Here is a 15491-nt window from a genome sequence, read left to right as displayed (position 1 = left end):
TATGGTATACTATTTTAGTTAAACGGGTCTTAGCAAAGGAAGTGCAAAATGACACAAAACCAAATTTCAATTCATGTAAAGTCAGTGATGAAACCAGAGACGGAACCGGCTGAAACGATCGAATTCCGAACAACTGGAACGTATCAAGAGAAGAATGACAAAACGTATCTCACTTACCATGAAGAACATGAAATGGGTCAAGTAAAAACTGTTGTCAAAATAAGTGAAAAAGAAATTTTTGTCATGAGATCAGGTGTGATTCAAATGAAGCAGCGCTTTCTCACTGGAGAAACGACCGTGACACATTACACGATGCCATTTGGCACACTTCAGCTTGATGTGCACACACATGGCATTGATCTTGATGTAGACAATGGGCTTCTACACATTACGTACGATATGCTGACAGGTGAAGATCAAAAGCATTTACATACATTATCGATTTCATATAAGGAGGATTTACGTTCATGAATATCGCAGAACAGGTCAAAGATGCGTTAAAAGAAGAAGTCATTGCGGCAGTCGTCAAAGCAGGACTTGCTGATGAAAGCCAGGTGCCGGATGTTCTTTTGGAAGTGCCAAAAGACAAAACTCACGGTGATTATTCCACCAATATGGCGATGCAGCTTGCTCGCATTGCGAAAAAAGCACCTCGTCAAATCGCCGAGGATATTGTGAATGCATTTGATAAAGGCAAAGCGTCAATTGAAAAACTGGATATTGCAGGTCCAGGATTCATCAACTTTTATATGAACAATCAGTATTTAACGAAACTGATTCCGGCAGTTCTTGAGGCAAAAGAGGCTTATGGCGAAACGAATACAGGCGGCGGTCAAAAAGTGCAAGTCGAATTCGTCTCAGCCAACCCAACAGGTGACCTTCACCTTGGACATGCCCGCGGCGCCGCTGTAGGAGATTCTCTTTGCAACATCCTTGATAAAGCAGGCTTCGACGTGAGCCGTGAATACTATATCAACGATGCAGGCAATCAGATCAATAACCTTGCTCTATCTGTAGAAGTACGTTACTTTGAGGCGCTCGGTCTTGAAAAAGAAATGCCAGAGGACGGGTACAGAGGAGAAGACATCAAAGGCATCGGGCAGAAACTTGCGGATGAATTTGGTGACCGTTTCGTGCATGAATCAGAAGAAGAGCGTATGAAATTCTTCCGTGAGTACGGTTTAAAATATGAACTAGAAAAACTACGTGTCGACCTAGAGAATTTCCGTGTCCCATTTGATGTGTGGTATTCTGAAACGTCTTTATATGAAAACGGAAAAATCGAACCAGCGCTAGAAACACTTCGCGCTAAAGGCTATGTCTTTGAAGAGGACGGCGCAACATGGTTACGTTCAACTGATTTTGGTGATGACAAGGACCGTGTCCTGATTAAAAAAGACGGCAGCTTCACGTACTTGCTTCCAGATATCGCATATCACAAGGACAAATTGGACAGAGGTTTTGACCAGCTCATTAACATTTGGGGAGCGGACCATCACGGCTACATTCCTCGAATGAAAGCGGCGATCCAAGCACTTGGATATCCAGCGGACAAACTGGAAGTCGAAATCATTCAGCTTGTTCACCTTTACAAAAACGGTGAAAAGATGAAGATGAGTAAACGTACAGGTAAAGCCGTCACAATGCGTGACTTGATTGAAGAAGTGGGCTTAGATGCTACTCGTTATTTCTTTGCGATGAGAAGTGCGGCGACACATATGGACTTTGACCTAGACTTAGCGATTTCTACGTCTAACGAAAACCCTGTGTACTATGCGCAATATGCACATGCGAGAATTTGCAGCATGCTCCGTCAAGGGGAAGAAAAAGGCTACGAGCCAAACCTTGAAAAAGCAGATTTCTCTCACATTCAATCCGATAAAGAATACGATCTTCTGAAAATCATCGGCAGCTTCCCAGAGGTTGTAGCAGAAGCAGCAGAAAAACGTATTCCGCACCGCGTCACAAACTATATCTATGATCTAGCATCAGCCCTTCACAGCTTCTACAACGCCGAGAAGGTCATTGATGTTGAAAATGAAACAAAAACAACAGCACGTCTATCACTAATGAAGGCGACACAAATTACACTAGCCAACGCATTAAAACTCATTGGCGTATCTGCACCGGAAAAAATGTAATGCACAAAGCCCCGCTCTATTTTATGAGCGGGGCTTCTTTATATAAAAAACCCGCTATTCTCGAGAGATAGCGGGTTTTGAAAATTAACCAAGCGTATTAATAATGTTAGAAATAGAATCGAATAATTGACTAAGTACATCAGAGAACATGAGCGTATCCTCCTTTCAGAAAGCATGTAGTATGTGCGTGTCATAGGAATTACCCAAGTGTGTTAATGATGTTAGAAATAGAATCGAATAATTGGCTAAGTACATCAGAGAACATAGTTTGTATCCTCCCTTCGGCAAGCATGTAGTATGTGTAAGTTAATGGGATTATCCAAGTGTATTGATAATGTTAGAGATAGAATCAAATAATTGGCTAAGTACATCAGAGAACATGTTTTTGCCTCCTCTCTTTTCTTTTTACATCTACTTAACGAAGAGGATGAAGGGTTGGATCACTTTTTCTAAAAAAATTTTAAAAAGACATAAATGCATAGAAAAAGCACCCTCATATGAGGGTGCTTTTTAGGTTTTATTTATGCATGAACACGCCATTGGATTTGTCCGTCGTAGCAGGATAGCTCTGCACTCCCGCCAATCGGTAAGGTGAATACCGGCTGTGTATGTCCGATATCGACATCATAAATCACTGGAATGTGTTGAAGCATTGGGTGCTTATCTAGAATGAACCTCAAATGTTCCTCTGTCATCTTGGATTTCTTTTGAAAACGTCCGATGATTAACCCTTTAATGGATTCGGCATGCTGCAAGAGCGAGGCAAGGTCTCTGGCGAACATTTCAGGAAAGACCAAGTCATCATCTTCTACAAATAAGATGGCATCCTTGATGCGAGGCATAAAGGGTGTCCCTTGCAGTAAGTTCAGTGTACAAAGATTTCCGCCATACAAGGTGCCTTCAGCTGTTCCTTCTTGATAAATCCCCCATGTTGTCGGATGAAACTGCCTATTTGCTTGATCAAGATACCACGCATCATCACTCCACTTTGTAGAAGGGGTGAAATCAAATGGCTCGCTGCTCATCAGGCACGCTTGAAACATGGCTGTCTGTTCCTCTTGTCCTTGTTCCATATGGAAACTGGAGAAATGAGGACCTGAGTACGTCACCATGTCACATTTGGCGGTAATGGCGTTTGCAAGTGCGGTAATATCACTGTAGCCGCAAAGAACTTTTGGGTGCTGACGGATCAAATCATAATCTATATAAGGCAAAAGCTCATTGCAGTTAAAGCCGCCGATTGCTGTCAAAATGCCGTCGACTTCATCATTTGAGAATGCCTCATGTAGATCAGATAGACGGTGTTCAATAGAAGAAGAGGAATGCAGATCACATTCAAACACGTGTTGTCCAAAAGAAACAGTGAACCCTATTGCCTCTAAACGTTTTTTCGCCTGAGCCATTCCTTCTTCTGATAAAATGCTGGCACTTCGGCTTGGAGCAATTACCCGAATGTGGCTTCCCTTTTTTAAAGCAGATGGTGTACGCATAAGTCATTCGTCCCTTCCTTCACATAGTTTCCATTATATCGGATCAAAACGCTCCAGTCTGTAAAAGCTAAAAGAAAGCAGCAAACCGTGCGTTTCAGACGAGCTGTGCAAAGGGTATGGAAAAGAAAAAGACAGAATGAGGGCGGAGAATGTGAAAAAGAGGAGACTGGAATTTCTATTTTTATATTTCATGATATTCGGGGCATATGTGGTGTTTTGGTGGCCGGTTCCAGCGTGGGGTTTTCAGCTTTATGCAGCTAGTTACATCGCCATCATTTTATTTAGTATTATCTCGCTTATGCTAGAGAACCGGACATCACAGCACACGCTGTTATGGATGTATGTACTGATCTTTTTCCCGATCATCGGCTATATGTTTTATTTGTTCTCAGGACAGCTATATGTCAAGGGACATTTGTTTAAATCAAAGAGAATGTATAACCGAGAAAAATTACGCAGAATATCAGAGCTTGAGAGTAAGCCGGATGAGACGCGTTTAACCGATAATCAGCGTGCTTTTTTTCATTACACAGAAAAAGCAACAGGTATGCATGTAAATACAAATAGTGATATGGAGATTTTAAAGAATGGAGAGGAAACCTTTCCACGTATTTTTGAAGAATTAAAAAAGGCAAAAACGTTCATCCATATAGAATATTACATGTTCAAATCTGATTTTCTCGGTCACCGGATGATGGAGATCCTGATTGAAAAAGTGAAAGAAGGAGTAGAGGTCAGATTCATCTATGATGCGGCTGGCAGCATTCGCTTCTCACGAAAAGATATTAAACGATTGAAGCAGGCGGGGATAAAAGTCGCTCCTTTTCTGCCATTAAAATACGGATTCTTTAATCAAAAATTCAATTTCCGAAATCACCGAAAAATTGTGATTATTGATGGAGAAACAGGATTTGTTGGTGGGCTCAATGTCGGGAAGGAATATGTAGGACGCGATGAAAACATCGGCTTTTGGCGTGACACGCATACGATGTTAAAGGGTGAAGCCGTTCAGACACTTCACTCCATTTTTATGCTGGACTGGGAGTATGTATCAGATGAAGTGTTAATTGATGATCCGAAATATCACACCCCGCATCCTGTGACAGGAGAAGATGTCATTCAGGTCGTGCCGACTGGACCTGATATGAAGGAAAGTATGAGTGATTTATACGATGCGCTCATTTCGAATGCACAGCAATTTGTCTGGATTGCGACGCCTTATTTTGTCCCAAATGAATCTATTCGCACAGCGTTAAAAATTGCGGCGACAAGAGGGGTGGATGTGCGTGTGATGGTGCCTGAGATTAATGATGGATTTCTCACGCAATACGCCACACGATCTTATTTTTCTGAGCTTTTGAAAGAGGGCATCAAGGTGTATCACTATCAAAAAGGTTTCATGCATCAAAAGGTCATGATTGCAGACGGAGAACTTGCCTCTGTCGGAACGGCCAATGTTGATATGAGAAGCTTCCAACTCAATTTTGAGGTCAATGTCTTTACAGCGGCAAAGAAACCGATCGAGCAATTGATGGCTCATTATGAGGAAGATATGAAAGAATGTGAGCAAATGGGGCCGGTTCATTTTTATAAAAGGGGCTTAAAGGAACGTTTAAAGGAATCGTTTGCGCGATTGTTTTCAGGTGTATTGTGAGGGAATCCAGGGGAAGAAATCATTTCCTGATCTAGTAATTCGATAATGATTCCTCTATAATTGAAAATGATTATCAATTATAGAGGAAGTGAGGTTCTTTTACATATGCTAAAACGCTTTTTTGCCTATTACAGGCCCTATCGTGGTCTGTTCTTTTTAGATTTCTTTTGCGCTGTTGCCGTCGGACTCATGGAACTCGGTTTCCCGCTGATCGTGAACTACTTCATTGATACATTACTGCCGACAGGTAACTGGACGGTCATTGCCTGGACCGCACTTGCGCTGTTTGTCATTTACGCACTCAGCTCAGTGATGCAATTTATCGTGTCATATTGGGGGCACATGCTTGGCATTAATATTGAGACCGATATGCGAAAAAAGCTATTTGATCATTTTCAGCGTCTGTCCTTCAAATTTTTCGATAATAACAAAACAGGTAAACTCATGTCACGGATGACAAATGACCTTATGTACATTGGAGAGGTGGCGCATCACGGACCTGAGGATTTGTTTATTGCGATTATGACCATTCTTGGCGCCTTTGCCGTCATGCTCATGATTAACTGGCAGCTTGCCATTTTAACCTTCTTGATTATGCCAGTCATCATCTGGTTAGCCCTTCATTTTAATAAAAAAATGACACAGGCAATTACACAACTCAACAATGACATTGGAGATTTTCATGCAAGGGTTGAGAACAATATTGGCGGTATTCGTCTTGTTCAAGCCTTTGCAAATGAACATTTTGAGAAAAAGCGCTTTGCTGAAAACAACAACCGCTTTCGAAAAGCGAAACTTCTTTCCTATAAAATTATGTCGGTCAACGGATCGATCAGCTATATTCTCACAAGGCTTGTGACGCTGTTTGTCCTTCTGGCAGGTACATGGTTTGTCCTTCAAGGTCAATTAACGGCAGGTGGATTTATCGCCTTTGTCTTGATCACAAATGTGTTGTTCAGACCAATTGATAAGATCAACACGGTGATTGAAATGTATCCAAAAGGCATTGCCGGTTTTAAAAGCTATGTCGATTTGCTTGAAACAGAGCCAGATGTGAAGGATACAGAAGGAGCACGTGATATTTACGGCTTGAAAGGTGAAATTGAGTATCGAAACGTGACATTTGGCTACGATGAGCACAGTCATGTATTGAAGGATATCAACTTGAAGATCAAACAAGGGGAAACTGTTGCGTTTGTCGGTCCATCAGGAGCGGGGAAATCGACCATTTGCAGTCTGCTGCCTCGTTTTTATGATGTGGACGAAGGAGACATCACCATTGATGGTGTGAGCACAAAATCGATGACCTTGTCCTCGTTAAGACAGCAGATTGGCATTGTGCAGCAGGATGTCTTTTTATTCTCAGGCACCATTCGTGAAAACATTGCGTACGGCAACCTAGAAGCGAGTGATGCAGACATTTGGGAGGCGGTGCGACGTGCCCATTTAGAGGAGCTCGTTCAGCGTTTCCCAGAAGGGTTGAATACGGTCATTGGTGAACGCGGCGTTAAGCTATCCGGCGGTCAAAAACAACGTCTGTCAATTGCACGGATGTTTTTGAAAAACCCGTCTATTCTTATTTTGGATGAAGCGACGTCAGCACTTGATACAGAAACAGAAAAAGCAATCCAAGACGCACTAAGCGAACTGGCAGTCGGCCGGACGACACTCGTCATTGCTCACCGCCTTGCGACAATTAAACATGCAGACCGAATCATCGTCGTGACAGAGGAAGGCATTGAAGAACAAGGCCGCCATCAAGACTTAATCCAAATGGGCGGCGTCTATAGCAGACTGCATGAAGCGCAGTTTGGTCATTGAAGAGAAGTGATTGAATGAGTCCAGTTATGAAGCTGGGCTCTTTTTGATAGGATAAAATCTTCTTTTCCATTTAAATGGAATGTTGATATACTATAAGGCAATTGGATTCAAAAGGAGAGGATGGCTTGAGTGAAACGGCAAAAACAGTCATGATCAAAAGCATTCACTACGTGACGCTCGTTGGCTTATTTATCTTAATCATTCCCGCTGGACTCAATCCAGTCTTTTTTTATGTGGGAATGATTTTGTTTGGCATCAACACGGGAGTAAACGTCATAGACAGTTCTCTGAGCAGAAAAAAGATATTTGCGATGCTGGCCATCAGTTTTGCTGTCATATTGTTTGGGCTGTTTAAGCTCTTATATTAAATCTGTGCCCTTTTGAAAAAGGGCTTTTTTTGCTAGGATAGTAAAAACTCGTGTAGGAAGGATCTGATGGAATGAAGGGGCTTCGGCATTTACAGAAGGGCGATAAAATAGGTATTTATTCTCCCTCAAGTCCAGCATCTGCCACCTCGCCTCTTAGGTATGAGCGGGCGAAGGAATGGCTTGAACAAAAAGGATTCATTGTGGTACCAGGATCATTAACAGGGAAAGAGGATCACTATCGTTCGGGAACGATTCAAGAACGAGCAGCTGAGCTGAATGAGCTGATGGCCAGAGAAGATTTGTCCTGTATCATGTCAATGATTGGGGGGACGAACTCGAATAGTTTGCTTCCTTATCTCGACTTTGAGCTGCTGATAAAGCATCCGAAAATCATGATTGGTTATTCAGATGCGACGGCAATTCTTTTAGCGGCTTATGAAAAAACGGGTCTGCCTGTTTTTTACGGGCCTGCACTTGTGCCGTCTTTTGGAGAGTTTGAACCATTTGTCAATCATACATATCAATCTTTCGAGGACATTCTCATTCATCCGCAGCCCATCCCGTATCAGGTGAAAAAACCGCCCTTCTGGACGGACGAACGGATCAACTGGGAAGAGAAAATACGAGACAAAGAAAAACGTCCAAACGATTGGATGTGCGTCATTGAAGGGCAGGCAGAAGGCAGACTGATCGGCGGGAACCTAAATGCCATGTATGGCATATGGGGAAGTGAATTCATGCCTCAAATCCAAAAAGGCGATATCCTTCTCATTGAAGATTGTATGAAAACCGCCTCCACCGTCGAAAAGAACTTCTCTCTGTTAAAGATAAATGGTGTGTTTGAACGGGTATCTGGTATCCTCTTAGGGAAACATGAGCTGTTTGATGATGAAGGAACGGGCAAAAGGCCGCACGATCTTTTACTTGAAGTACTGGGAGATACAAAGAGGCCGCTCATTGCGGAATTTGACAGTGCCCATACGCATCCGATGCTCACGATGCCAATCGGTACACAAGTGAAAATGAATGCAACGTCAGGTGAGGTTTGGCTGACAGAAGCTTGGATATAGAAAAAAGAGCAGCTCTAATGCTGCTCTTCTTTACGAAGCATGTTCTTTTTCAAATGGCTGTAGAAGGTCTTGTGCCTCTTTTCCTTCTACCACGATTAAATAGTCTGAGTCTAAATGAGTGAGCCTAAAGGTTTCTAGCTCTACGATGTTCTTAATGTTGCACATTGTTTTTTTAGAATATACATATAAACGATGCTGAGCGTGCTGGCACTTTTCGTATAGAGAAATAAGCTTATGTAAATTCAATGCTTTCGCAGCAATTCGGATTGAATAGATTTGTGACATCTTCATATCCTCCTGTTAAATACTTTCTCACAATAGCTTTGTTACCCCCGTTGTGATAGAGGTAAACCTTTCTCTACGATTTCCACTCAATGGTGCCTCCGCCCGTCCGCCGATTGCCTCTGATCGCTGACAGCTCCTCAACAAGACGGAGCAAAGCCTGATCCTTTTTCTTTGCCTCAATCATAAAATCCACATCACGACCATACGGCTTTAAAGCTTGAAAAAGTGGCAATACAAACGACATCTCCACTCCATCCGCATGGCTCCGTATCGCTTTTTCTGATTTTGGTGAGGATAAGTGGATTTTAGGCGGTATGCCAGTGTTTGCCCACGTGTCAAACACTCTTGGCAAAATGTCATCAAGCGCCGCATCATCATCTTTGTTTGCCATGTGATGGTGGTAATCAAATACAAACGGGATGCCATGCTTTTCACAAACATCAAGCGTTTCTAATGACGTATAGGTTTTGTCATCATTTTCAAGCGTCATTCTCGCTTTGATATGTGCAGGCAGCTGCTTTATATTTTCATCAAAACGCTGTAAAGCAGATGCCTTGTCGCCATATGCACCTCCGACATGAATATTCATATAGCCTTCCTTTTCAAGCTCCATGGCCTCAAGCATTTCATAATGATAGGTCATATCAATGACGGCGTTTTCTGTAATGGATGGCTTTGGACTTGTGAATAGAGTAAATTGATTGGGGTGAAAGCTCACTCGTAATTCGTGCCGCTTTACGAGTTGACCAATCTCTAGAAATTCTTTGCGAAAGGGTGTCACAAAGTCCCACCGCACCTCAGGATGGGTGGCGAGCGGGACAATCGAGCTTGAAAAACGGTAAAGCGGAATATCATGGGCAATCGCAAAATAAAGCGTTCTTAATGTATTGACGAGGTTGGCTTTCGTCGTTCGCAATAGAGCCTCTGTCCTCTCTTCCTTTGAGAGCTTACTGTATCTTGCAAAGGTCAGCGACTTGGCAGGTGAAGCTTCCCATAAAGTGACAGCGTTGGATACATAACCAAATCGATAACGCATAGGTCAACTCCTTTATAAAAAATACGAGAACAGGGCGCCTATCCACTCCATTGGACGCGTGAGAAGTGGGCGCTGTTTGTATTTTTCTTCAGTCATCAGTTCTGATACTTCCATGTGTTCACGAATCTTGTCCTCTACATGTGCGGTGAAGGCGGGATCATCAATGGCCACATCCACTTCTTCGTTGAAAAACAAACTTCGTTTATCAAAGTTCGCCGTACTGATCATACAACGGCTATGATCGATGAGAATGGCTTTCGCATGATAAAACCCTTTATAAAAACGATACACAAGACATCCAGCAGCAATCAGATCTTTCAAATAATGAAATCCAGCTTCTTTCACAAGCGGGTGATCTGCCTTCATTGGGATGATGATGTCGACAGTCACGCCTCGCTTCCGTGCGTCAAGAAGGGCGCTTAGAAGAGGAGCAGATGGAATAAAATAGGGCGTGCAGATGGTGATTTGCTTTTTCGCCTGTTGAATATCGTGAAGAAATAAGGCCTCTAAAGAAAAACCTGCCGTCGCACGTGTAGTGCACTGTAATGTTCCCGGTTCCAGTGTAGGAAAAACCTCGTATTGCAGCTGTTGAATACCAGATGAGTGGTACAAATCATTCAGAAACACATGCTGGAGGTCTGCGACAACCTGTCCTGTCATGCGCAGGTGATAGTCTTTCCAAATGCCAAACCTGCCGTTTTTCCCTACATATTCATCGCCGATATTAAACCCGCCAATGTAGCCGATCTTCCCATCGATCACCGTGATCTTCCGGTGATTTCTCATGTTCAAACGATAAATGAAAAAAGGAAAACGTGGTTTGTTTAAAAAGTAAAATTGAATGCCGCTTTTTTCTAGCATCTGAATGGATGTTTGATCAAATGGATAGGAGCCTAACCGATCAGTGAGCAAAAAAACCGAAACACCTTGCTCTGCTTTCGCTTTAAGTGCTTGCAGAATCCTTTGCCCAATCTTGTCGTTCTTTACAATAAAGAACATCATATGAATAGAAGAAGAGGCTTGCTGTATATCCGTAAGCAGCTGATCAAACAGTGGTTCGCCATCATGATAAAAGGCTGCATCGCCGCTTGTTTGGTCAAAAGACCGTTCAAAAGCATGGGTAGAAAAATATTTTCTCCCTATATAAAGATCTAGCCTGACAAGTAGAACAATGACGAAGACGACGAGTAGAATGATCCATGCGATCATGAAGGTTCCTCCTTTTTTACATATGACGATAGTGTACCCAAATGGGCAAAAAATATTGACTGAATACTCATTCATTATTTATGATAGAGGTACAACATGGAAACGGAACAAAGTGGGTTTTGGGGAATGAAAGGGGGAGCAAGATGAATAGCCTTTTAATTGTTAACTTAATTGCATTTGCGGCAGTGACCGCTTACGCTGTGTATTTGTTTATTTATCTCATTCGAACACGAGCGGCGTATATTCGTCTTGGCAAAAAAGAAGAATTTCAGAAAGACATGAAAAAACGCTTAGAACGTGTTTGGGTGAATGTGTTTGGGCAAAAGAAACTGCTCAAGGACAAGAAGAGCGGCATCATTCATGTGCTGTTTTTCTATGGATTTATTTTAGTGCAGTTCGGAGCCCTTGATTTTATTATGAAGGGACTTGTTCCAGACAGCGGGCTACCATTAGGTCCGCTTTACGGTGTCTTTACGTTCTTCCAAGAGGTAGTCACACTTCTCATTTTAGTGGCGGTGGTTTGGGCGTTCCATAGAAGATATGTCGAGAAGTTAGTCCGTTTAAAAAGGGGCTTTAAGTCAGGGCTTGTCCTTTTGTTTATTGGCGGATTGATGCTGACCGTATTACTGGGAAACGGAATGAACATCATTTGGCATGGGCACTCACTATCAGCAACTGAGCCCATTGCTTCCGGCATTGCTTTCTTGCTAGGCTGGCTGTCACCACTTGCGGCAACAATTGTGTTCTATGTCGCATGGTGGGTGCATCTTCTTATTTTACTGACGTTCTTAGTGTACGTCCCGCAGTCTAAGCACGCCCATCTCATCGCTGGCCCGGTCAACGTATTTGTCAGCAGATTGGACCCGCCAGGCAAACTGCAAAAAATTGATTTTGAAGATGAGACACAAGAAACGTTCGGCGTTGGGAAAATTGAAGATTTCCGTCAATCTCAGCTGATCGATCTTTACGCTTGTGTGGAGTGCGGGCGCTGTACGAATATGTGCCCGGCGACAGGGACAGGGAAAATGCTGTCTCCAATGGATTTGATTTTACGATTAAGAGATCATTTAACAAATAAAGGGGCTGCCATTACTTCAAAGACACCGTGGGTTCCGCAGCTTGCTTTCAAACAGACGACAGGAAATCAGCTGGCGATGCAGGCAAGGGGAGCTGGAGCGGAAGAATCTGCGGCGAGCGCAATGTATCATCCTTCTCTCATTGGTGAGGTCATTACAGAAGAAGAAATCTGGGCATGCACGACATGCCGAAACTGTGAAGATCAGTGTCCTGTCATGAACGAACACGTCGACAAAATCATTGATATGCGCAGATACTTAGTGCTGACTGAAGGAAAAATGGACGCAGATGCACAGCGTGCGATGACAAGCATCGAGCGCCAAGGGAACCCATGGGGATTGAACCGAAAAGAAAGAGAAAACTGGCGTGAACTAAGAGAAGATGTGCACGTACCGACAGTGAAAGAGCTGAAAAAAGCAGATCAGACCTTTGACTATTTATTCTGGGTTGGATCGATGGGGGCATATGACAATAGAAGCCAAAAGATTGCTCTTGCCTTTGCAAAACTGCTCAATGAAGCAGGGGTTTCTTTTGCTATCCTAGGCAATAAAGAGAAAAACTCAGGCGATACACCGAGAAGACTTGGGAATGAATTTTTGTTCCAAGAGCTTGCTGCAAAAAACATCGAAGAATTCCAAAAAAATGACGTAACCAAAATCGTCACGATCGATCCGCATGCTTACAATTTATTTAAAAATGAATACCCAGACTTCGGGCTCGAGGCAGAGGTGTATCATCATACAGAATTACTGGCAGAGCTAGTAAAAGAGGGAAAATTAACGCCTATTCATGAAGTGAACGAGGTCATTACTTTCCACGATTCTTGCTACCTAGGCAGATATAACGAGGTCTATGATCCGCCAAGAGATATATTAAATTCCATTCCGGGTGTGACACTGAAAGAAATGGAACGGAATCGTGAATCGGGGATGTGCTGCGGTGCCGGCGGCGGCTTAATGTGGATGGAAGAAGAGACAGGTACTCGAATTAACACAGCGAGGACGGAGCAGGCCTTACAGGTACAGCCATCCATCATCAGCTCAGGATGCCCATATTGTTTAACCATGCTTGGGGATGGGACGAAAGCGAAGGAAGTAGAAGAGCAGGTCGGCACATTTGATGTTGCAGAACTTCTTGAAAAATCAGTGTTTGGCGAAACGAGAACGCAGGCTTCATAAAGGTGTCAGGCCGATGGATCGACTGTTCATCGGCCAGTGGACACCGATATTTTATGAGCTGTCTAGCATTTATGTAAGCGGTAACAAATAGGAGGGGAAAGAAATGAGCACGACGGTCATTGTATCTGGAGCGAGAACACCATTTGGGAAAATAGGTGGAACTTTAAGTCGTTTGACTGCTGCAGAATTAGGCGGGATGACGATAAAAGCTGCGCTGGAAAGAGCCTCAAATGTTCATGAAGTGGATGAAGTCATCATGGGTAGTGTCCTTCAAGGAGGACAAGGTCAAATTCCTTCAAGACAGGCAGCTAGACATGCAGATCTCCCTTGGTCGGTTCCGACGCAAACCATCAACAAAGTCTGTGCTTCAGGAATGCGCAGTGTCACGACAGCCGATCAAATCATTCGAGCGGGAGATGCCAATGTGATCGTGGCAGGCGGTATGGAATCCATGTCTCATGCTCCTTATCTTCTGAAAAAAGCACGATGGGGTTACAAAATGGGAGATGGTGCTGTACAAGATGCCATGATTTTAGATGGATTAACCTGTTCGTTTACAGGTGTTCATATGGGTGAGTATGGAAGCATGGCGGCGAAAGAGCTTGGCATTACACGAGAAGAACAAGACCTTTGGGCGTTAAGAAGTCATGAACGAGCCATTGAGGCGCAAAAAAGCGGCTTTTTTAAAAAAGAGATCATCCCCGTTACCGTCAAGAATAAAAAAGGAGATCAGCTGATTTCAGAAGATGAAGCCCCGCGGCGTGATACGTCATATGAACGTTTGTCAAAACTGATGCCCGTTTTCGATCAGGCAGGTACGATTACCGCTGGCAATGCACCGGGTATCAATGATGGTGCAAGTGCGCTTCTATTAATGAAAGACACATACGCCATGCAGCTAGGTGAAAAATCTCTGGCAGTTGTGCTTGGGCATGCGCAAGTAGCAGTAGAGGCAAAGGACTTTCCGAAAACACCAGCTTATGCCATCGAAAAAGTGTTAAAGAAAACAGGGAAGCGAGTAGAGGATATTGATTTGTTTGAAATCAATGAGGCTTTTTCAGCGGTTGCATTGGCATGCGAAAAAATGCTTGGGCTGGATCGGCGGAAAATGAATGTGAACGGAGGGGCAGTCGCGATTGGTCACCCGATTGGAGCAAGCGGAACACGTATTATATTGACCTTGATCCATGCACTCAGACAAAGAGGCGGGGGGATCGGCATTGCGGCGATTTGCAGCGGCGGGGGTCAAGGTGATGCGATCATGATCAAGGTGGATTAAAAAGGAGGCGTTCATTGTCATGAGTATAGAAGAGGCCGTCATGGTCGTTGGGGCTGGTCAAATGGGCTCGGGTATTGCCCAAGTATTTGCACAGTCAGGTTATACCGTCCTGCTCCATGATACGGAAGAGGAGCAGATTCATCGAGCCATTTCCTCTATGACCAAACAACTGACGAAACGAGCAGAAAAAGGAAAGCTGGCACATCAGGCAGTCCGTGATATTACACAGCGATTGGCTGTTTCAACTGATTTAAAGGATGTACAGCAGACGCATTTAGTGATTGAAGCCGCATCTGAACAAATGAAGATCAAAAAACAAATCTTTGAAACCCTCGATCATTTTGCACCTGATGACACGATATTTGCGTCAAATACGTCTTCCTTGTCGATCACAGAATTAGCAGCCGTGACGAAACGGCCTGAGAAAGTGATTGGCATGCATTTTATGAATCCAGTTCCCGTGATGAAACTTGTGGAAGTAATCCGTGCGCTACAAACGGATGATGCCACGTACCAATTTGTTTTTGACACCGCCAAGACATTAGACAAAACCCCAATAGAAGTGGAAGACTTCCCTGGGTTTGTGTCAAATCGCATTTTGATGCCGATGATCAATGAAGCCATTTATACCCTTTATGAAGGCGTGGCAGATGTAGAAAGTATTGACGGCATCATGACGCTTGGAATGAACCATCCAATGGGCCCGCTTCGTCTTGCCGACCTCATCGGGCTCGATACTTGTTTATTTATTATGAATACCCTTCACGAGGGTCTTGGAGATAGCAAATATCGACCTTGTCCTCTTTTGAAAAAATACGTGAACGCAGGCTGGCTGGGCAAAAAGACAAAGAGAGGTTTTTACACTTACCACGACCACTCATAG

The 15491-nt window shown here is 43.5% G+C and carries 13 protein-coding genes; 9 read left to right on the top strand and 4 right to left on the bottom strand.

Annotated elements, in window-relative coordinates:
- Positions 1 to 48: 48 nt before the first annotated feature.
- On the top strand, positions 49 to 471 hold the full coding sequence (locus tag ACNO7B_RS17215) for a DUF1934 domain-containing protein (protein WP_417901746.1): 423 nt from the start codon (positions 49 to 51) through the stop codon (positions 469 to 471).
- Complete coding sequence (gene argS / locus ACNO7B_RS17210) at positions 468 to 2141, top strand: arginine--tRNA ligase (protein WP_417901745.1); 1674 nt, start codon at positions 468 to 470, stop codon at positions 2139 to 2141. Before ACNO7B_RS17215 ends, argS begins: the two co-directional genes overlap by 4 nt.
- Positions 2142 to 2662: 521 nt before the next feature.
- Here argS and ACNO7B_RS17205 read toward each other — a convergent pair.
- Positions 2663 to 3631 carry a S66 family peptidase gene (locus ACNO7B_RS17205; RefSeq protein WP_417901744.1) on the bottom strand — a complete coding sequence of 323 codons (969 nt, stop codon included), beginning with the start codon at positions 3629 to 3631 and terminating at the stop codon, positions 2663 to 2665.
- A 151-nt stretch (positions 3632 to 3782) separates the two neighbouring features.
- Between ACNO7B_RS17205 and cls (ACNO7B_RS17200) the strand changes: the two genes are divergently transcribed.
- The 4 genes from cls (ACNO7B_RS17200) (at position 3783) to ACNO7B_RS17185 (ending at position 8544) form a co-directional block, all read left to right on the top strand.
- Positions 3783 to 5285 carry a cardiolipin synthase gene (gene cls, locus ACNO7B_RS17200; RefSeq protein WP_025208143.1) on the top strand — a complete coding sequence of 501 codons (1503 nt, stop codon included), beginning with the start codon at positions 3783 to 3785 and terminating at the stop codon, positions 5283 to 5285.
- 105 nt (positions 5286 to 5390) lie between these two features.
- On the top strand, positions 5391 to 7106 hold the full coding sequence (locus tag ACNO7B_RS17195) for an ABC transporter ATP-binding protein (RefSeq protein ID WP_041091393.1): 1716 nt from the start codon (positions 5391 to 5393) through the stop codon (positions 7104 to 7106).
- A gap of 125 nt (positions 7107 to 7231) precedes the next feature.
- The gene (locus ACNO7B_RS17190) at positions 7232 to 7474 is read left to right on the top strand and encodes a hypothetical protein (protein WP_039962997.1); all 243 of its coding nucleotides are present in this window, start codon (positions 7232 to 7234) and stop codon (positions 7472 to 7474) included.
- 71 nt (positions 7475 to 7545) lie between these two features.
- Complete coding sequence (locus ACNO7B_RS17185; RefSeq protein ID WP_326110038.1) at positions 7546 to 8544, top strand: S66 peptidase family protein; 999 nt, start codon at positions 7546 to 7548, stop codon at positions 8542 to 8544.
- A gap of 30 nt (positions 8545 to 8574) precedes the next feature.
- On the opposite strand, the gene ACNO7B_RS17180 is transcribed toward ACNO7B_RS17185, so the two are convergent.
- The 3 genes from ACNO7B_RS17180 to cls (ACNO7B_RS17170) all read right to left on the bottom strand — a co-directional run bounded on the left by ACNO7B_RS17180 (position 8575) and on the right by cls (ACNO7B_RS17170) (position 11074).
- Complete coding sequence (locus tag ACNO7B_RS17180; RefSeq protein ID WP_138826620.1) at positions 8575 to 8829, bottom strand: general stress protein; 255 nt, start codon at positions 8827 to 8829, stop codon at positions 8575 to 8577.
- Between the two features lie 73 nt (positions 8830 to 8902).
- Positions 8903 to 9865 (bottom strand): UV DNA damage repair endonuclease UvsE, encoded by a 963-nt coding sequence (gene uvsE / locus ACNO7B_RS17175; protein ID WP_138826618.1) that lies wholly within the window; start codon positions 9863 to 9865, stop codon positions 8903 to 8905.
- A gap of 12 nt (positions 9866 to 9877) precedes the next feature.
- Positions 9878 to 11074: a cardiolipin synthase gene (gene cls / locus ACNO7B_RS17170; RefSeq protein WP_138826616.1), complete on the bottom strand. Its 1197-nt coding sequence runs from the start codon at positions 11072 to 11074 to the stop codon at positions 9878 to 9880.
- Between the two features lie 143 nt (positions 11075 to 11217).
- On the opposite strand from cls (ACNO7B_RS17170), the gene ACNO7B_RS17165 reads away from it, so the two are divergent.
- From ACNO7B_RS17165 to ACNO7B_RS17155, 3 genes are all read left to right on the top strand, one after another.
- On the top strand, positions 11218 to 13329 hold the full coding sequence (locus ACNO7B_RS17165) for a (Fe-S)-binding protein (RefSeq protein ID WP_417901743.1): 2112 nt from the start codon (positions 11218 to 11220) through the stop codon (positions 13327 to 13329).
- 103 nt (positions 13330 to 13432) lie between these two features.
- Positions 13433 to 14608, top strand: a complete 1176-nt coding sequence (locus ACNO7B_RS17160; protein WP_417901742.1) for an acetyl-CoA C-acetyltransferase — start codon at positions 13433 to 13435, stop codon at positions 14606 to 14608.
- Between the two features lie 19 nt (positions 14609 to 14627).
- Complete coding sequence (locus tag ACNO7B_RS17155; RefSeq protein WP_417901741.1) at positions 14628 to 15491, top strand: 3-hydroxybutyryl-CoA dehydrogenase; 864 nt, start codon at positions 14628 to 14630, stop codon at positions 15489 to 15491.

Origin of the sequence: Bacillus sp. AK25 (genome assembly GCF_048270685.1) — a bacterium.
GTDB lineage: Bacteria > Bacillota > Bacilli > Bacillales > Bacillaceae > Bacillus > Bacillus altitudinis.
Note: the sequence above shows the minus strand (reverse complement) of the source record. Positions and strands in the feature narration are given on the sequence as shown.

Coding starts and splice junctions, on each gene's coding strand:
- ACNO7B_RS17215 (WP_417901746.1), top strand. CDS start 49: ATGACACAAAACCAAATTTCAATTCATGTAAAGTCAGTGATGAAACCA.
- argS (WP_417901745.1), top strand. CDS start 468: ATGAATATCGCAGAACAGGTCAAAGATGCGTTAAAAGAAGAAGTCATT.
- ACNO7B_RS17205 (WP_417901744.1), bottom strand. CDS start 3,631: ATGCGTACACCATCTGCTTTAAAAAAGGGAAGCCACATTCGGGTAATT.
- ACNO7B_RS17195 (WP_041091393.1), top strand. CDS start 5,391: ATGCTAAAACGCTTTTTTGCCTATTACAGGCCCTATCGTGGTCTGTTC.
- ACNO7B_RS17185 (WP_326110038.1), top strand. CDS start 7,546: ATGAAGGGGCTTCGGCATTTACAGAAGGGCGATAAAATAGGTATTTAT.
- ACNO7B_RS17180 (WP_138826620.1), bottom strand. CDS start 8,829: ATGTCACAAATCTATTCAATCCGAATTGCTGCGAAAGCATTGAATTTA.
- uvsE (WP_138826618.1), bottom strand. CDS start 9,865: ATGCGTTATCGATTTGGTTATGTATCCAACGCTGTCACTTTATGGGAA.
- cls (WP_138826616.1), bottom strand. CDS start 11,074: ATGATCGCATGGATCATTCTACTCGTCGTCTTCGTCATTGTTCTACTT.
- ACNO7B_RS17165 (WP_417901743.1), top strand. CDS start 11,218: ATGAATAGCCTTTTAATTGTTAACTTAATTGCATTTGCGGCAGTGACC.
- ACNO7B_RS17160 (WP_417901742.1), top strand. CDS start 13,433: ATGAGCACGACGGTCATTGTATCTGGAGCGAGAACACCATTTGGGAAA.
- ACNO7B_RS17155 (WP_417901741.1), top strand. CDS start 14,628: ATGAGTATAGAAGAGGCCGTCATGGTCGTTGGGGCTGGTCAAATGGGC.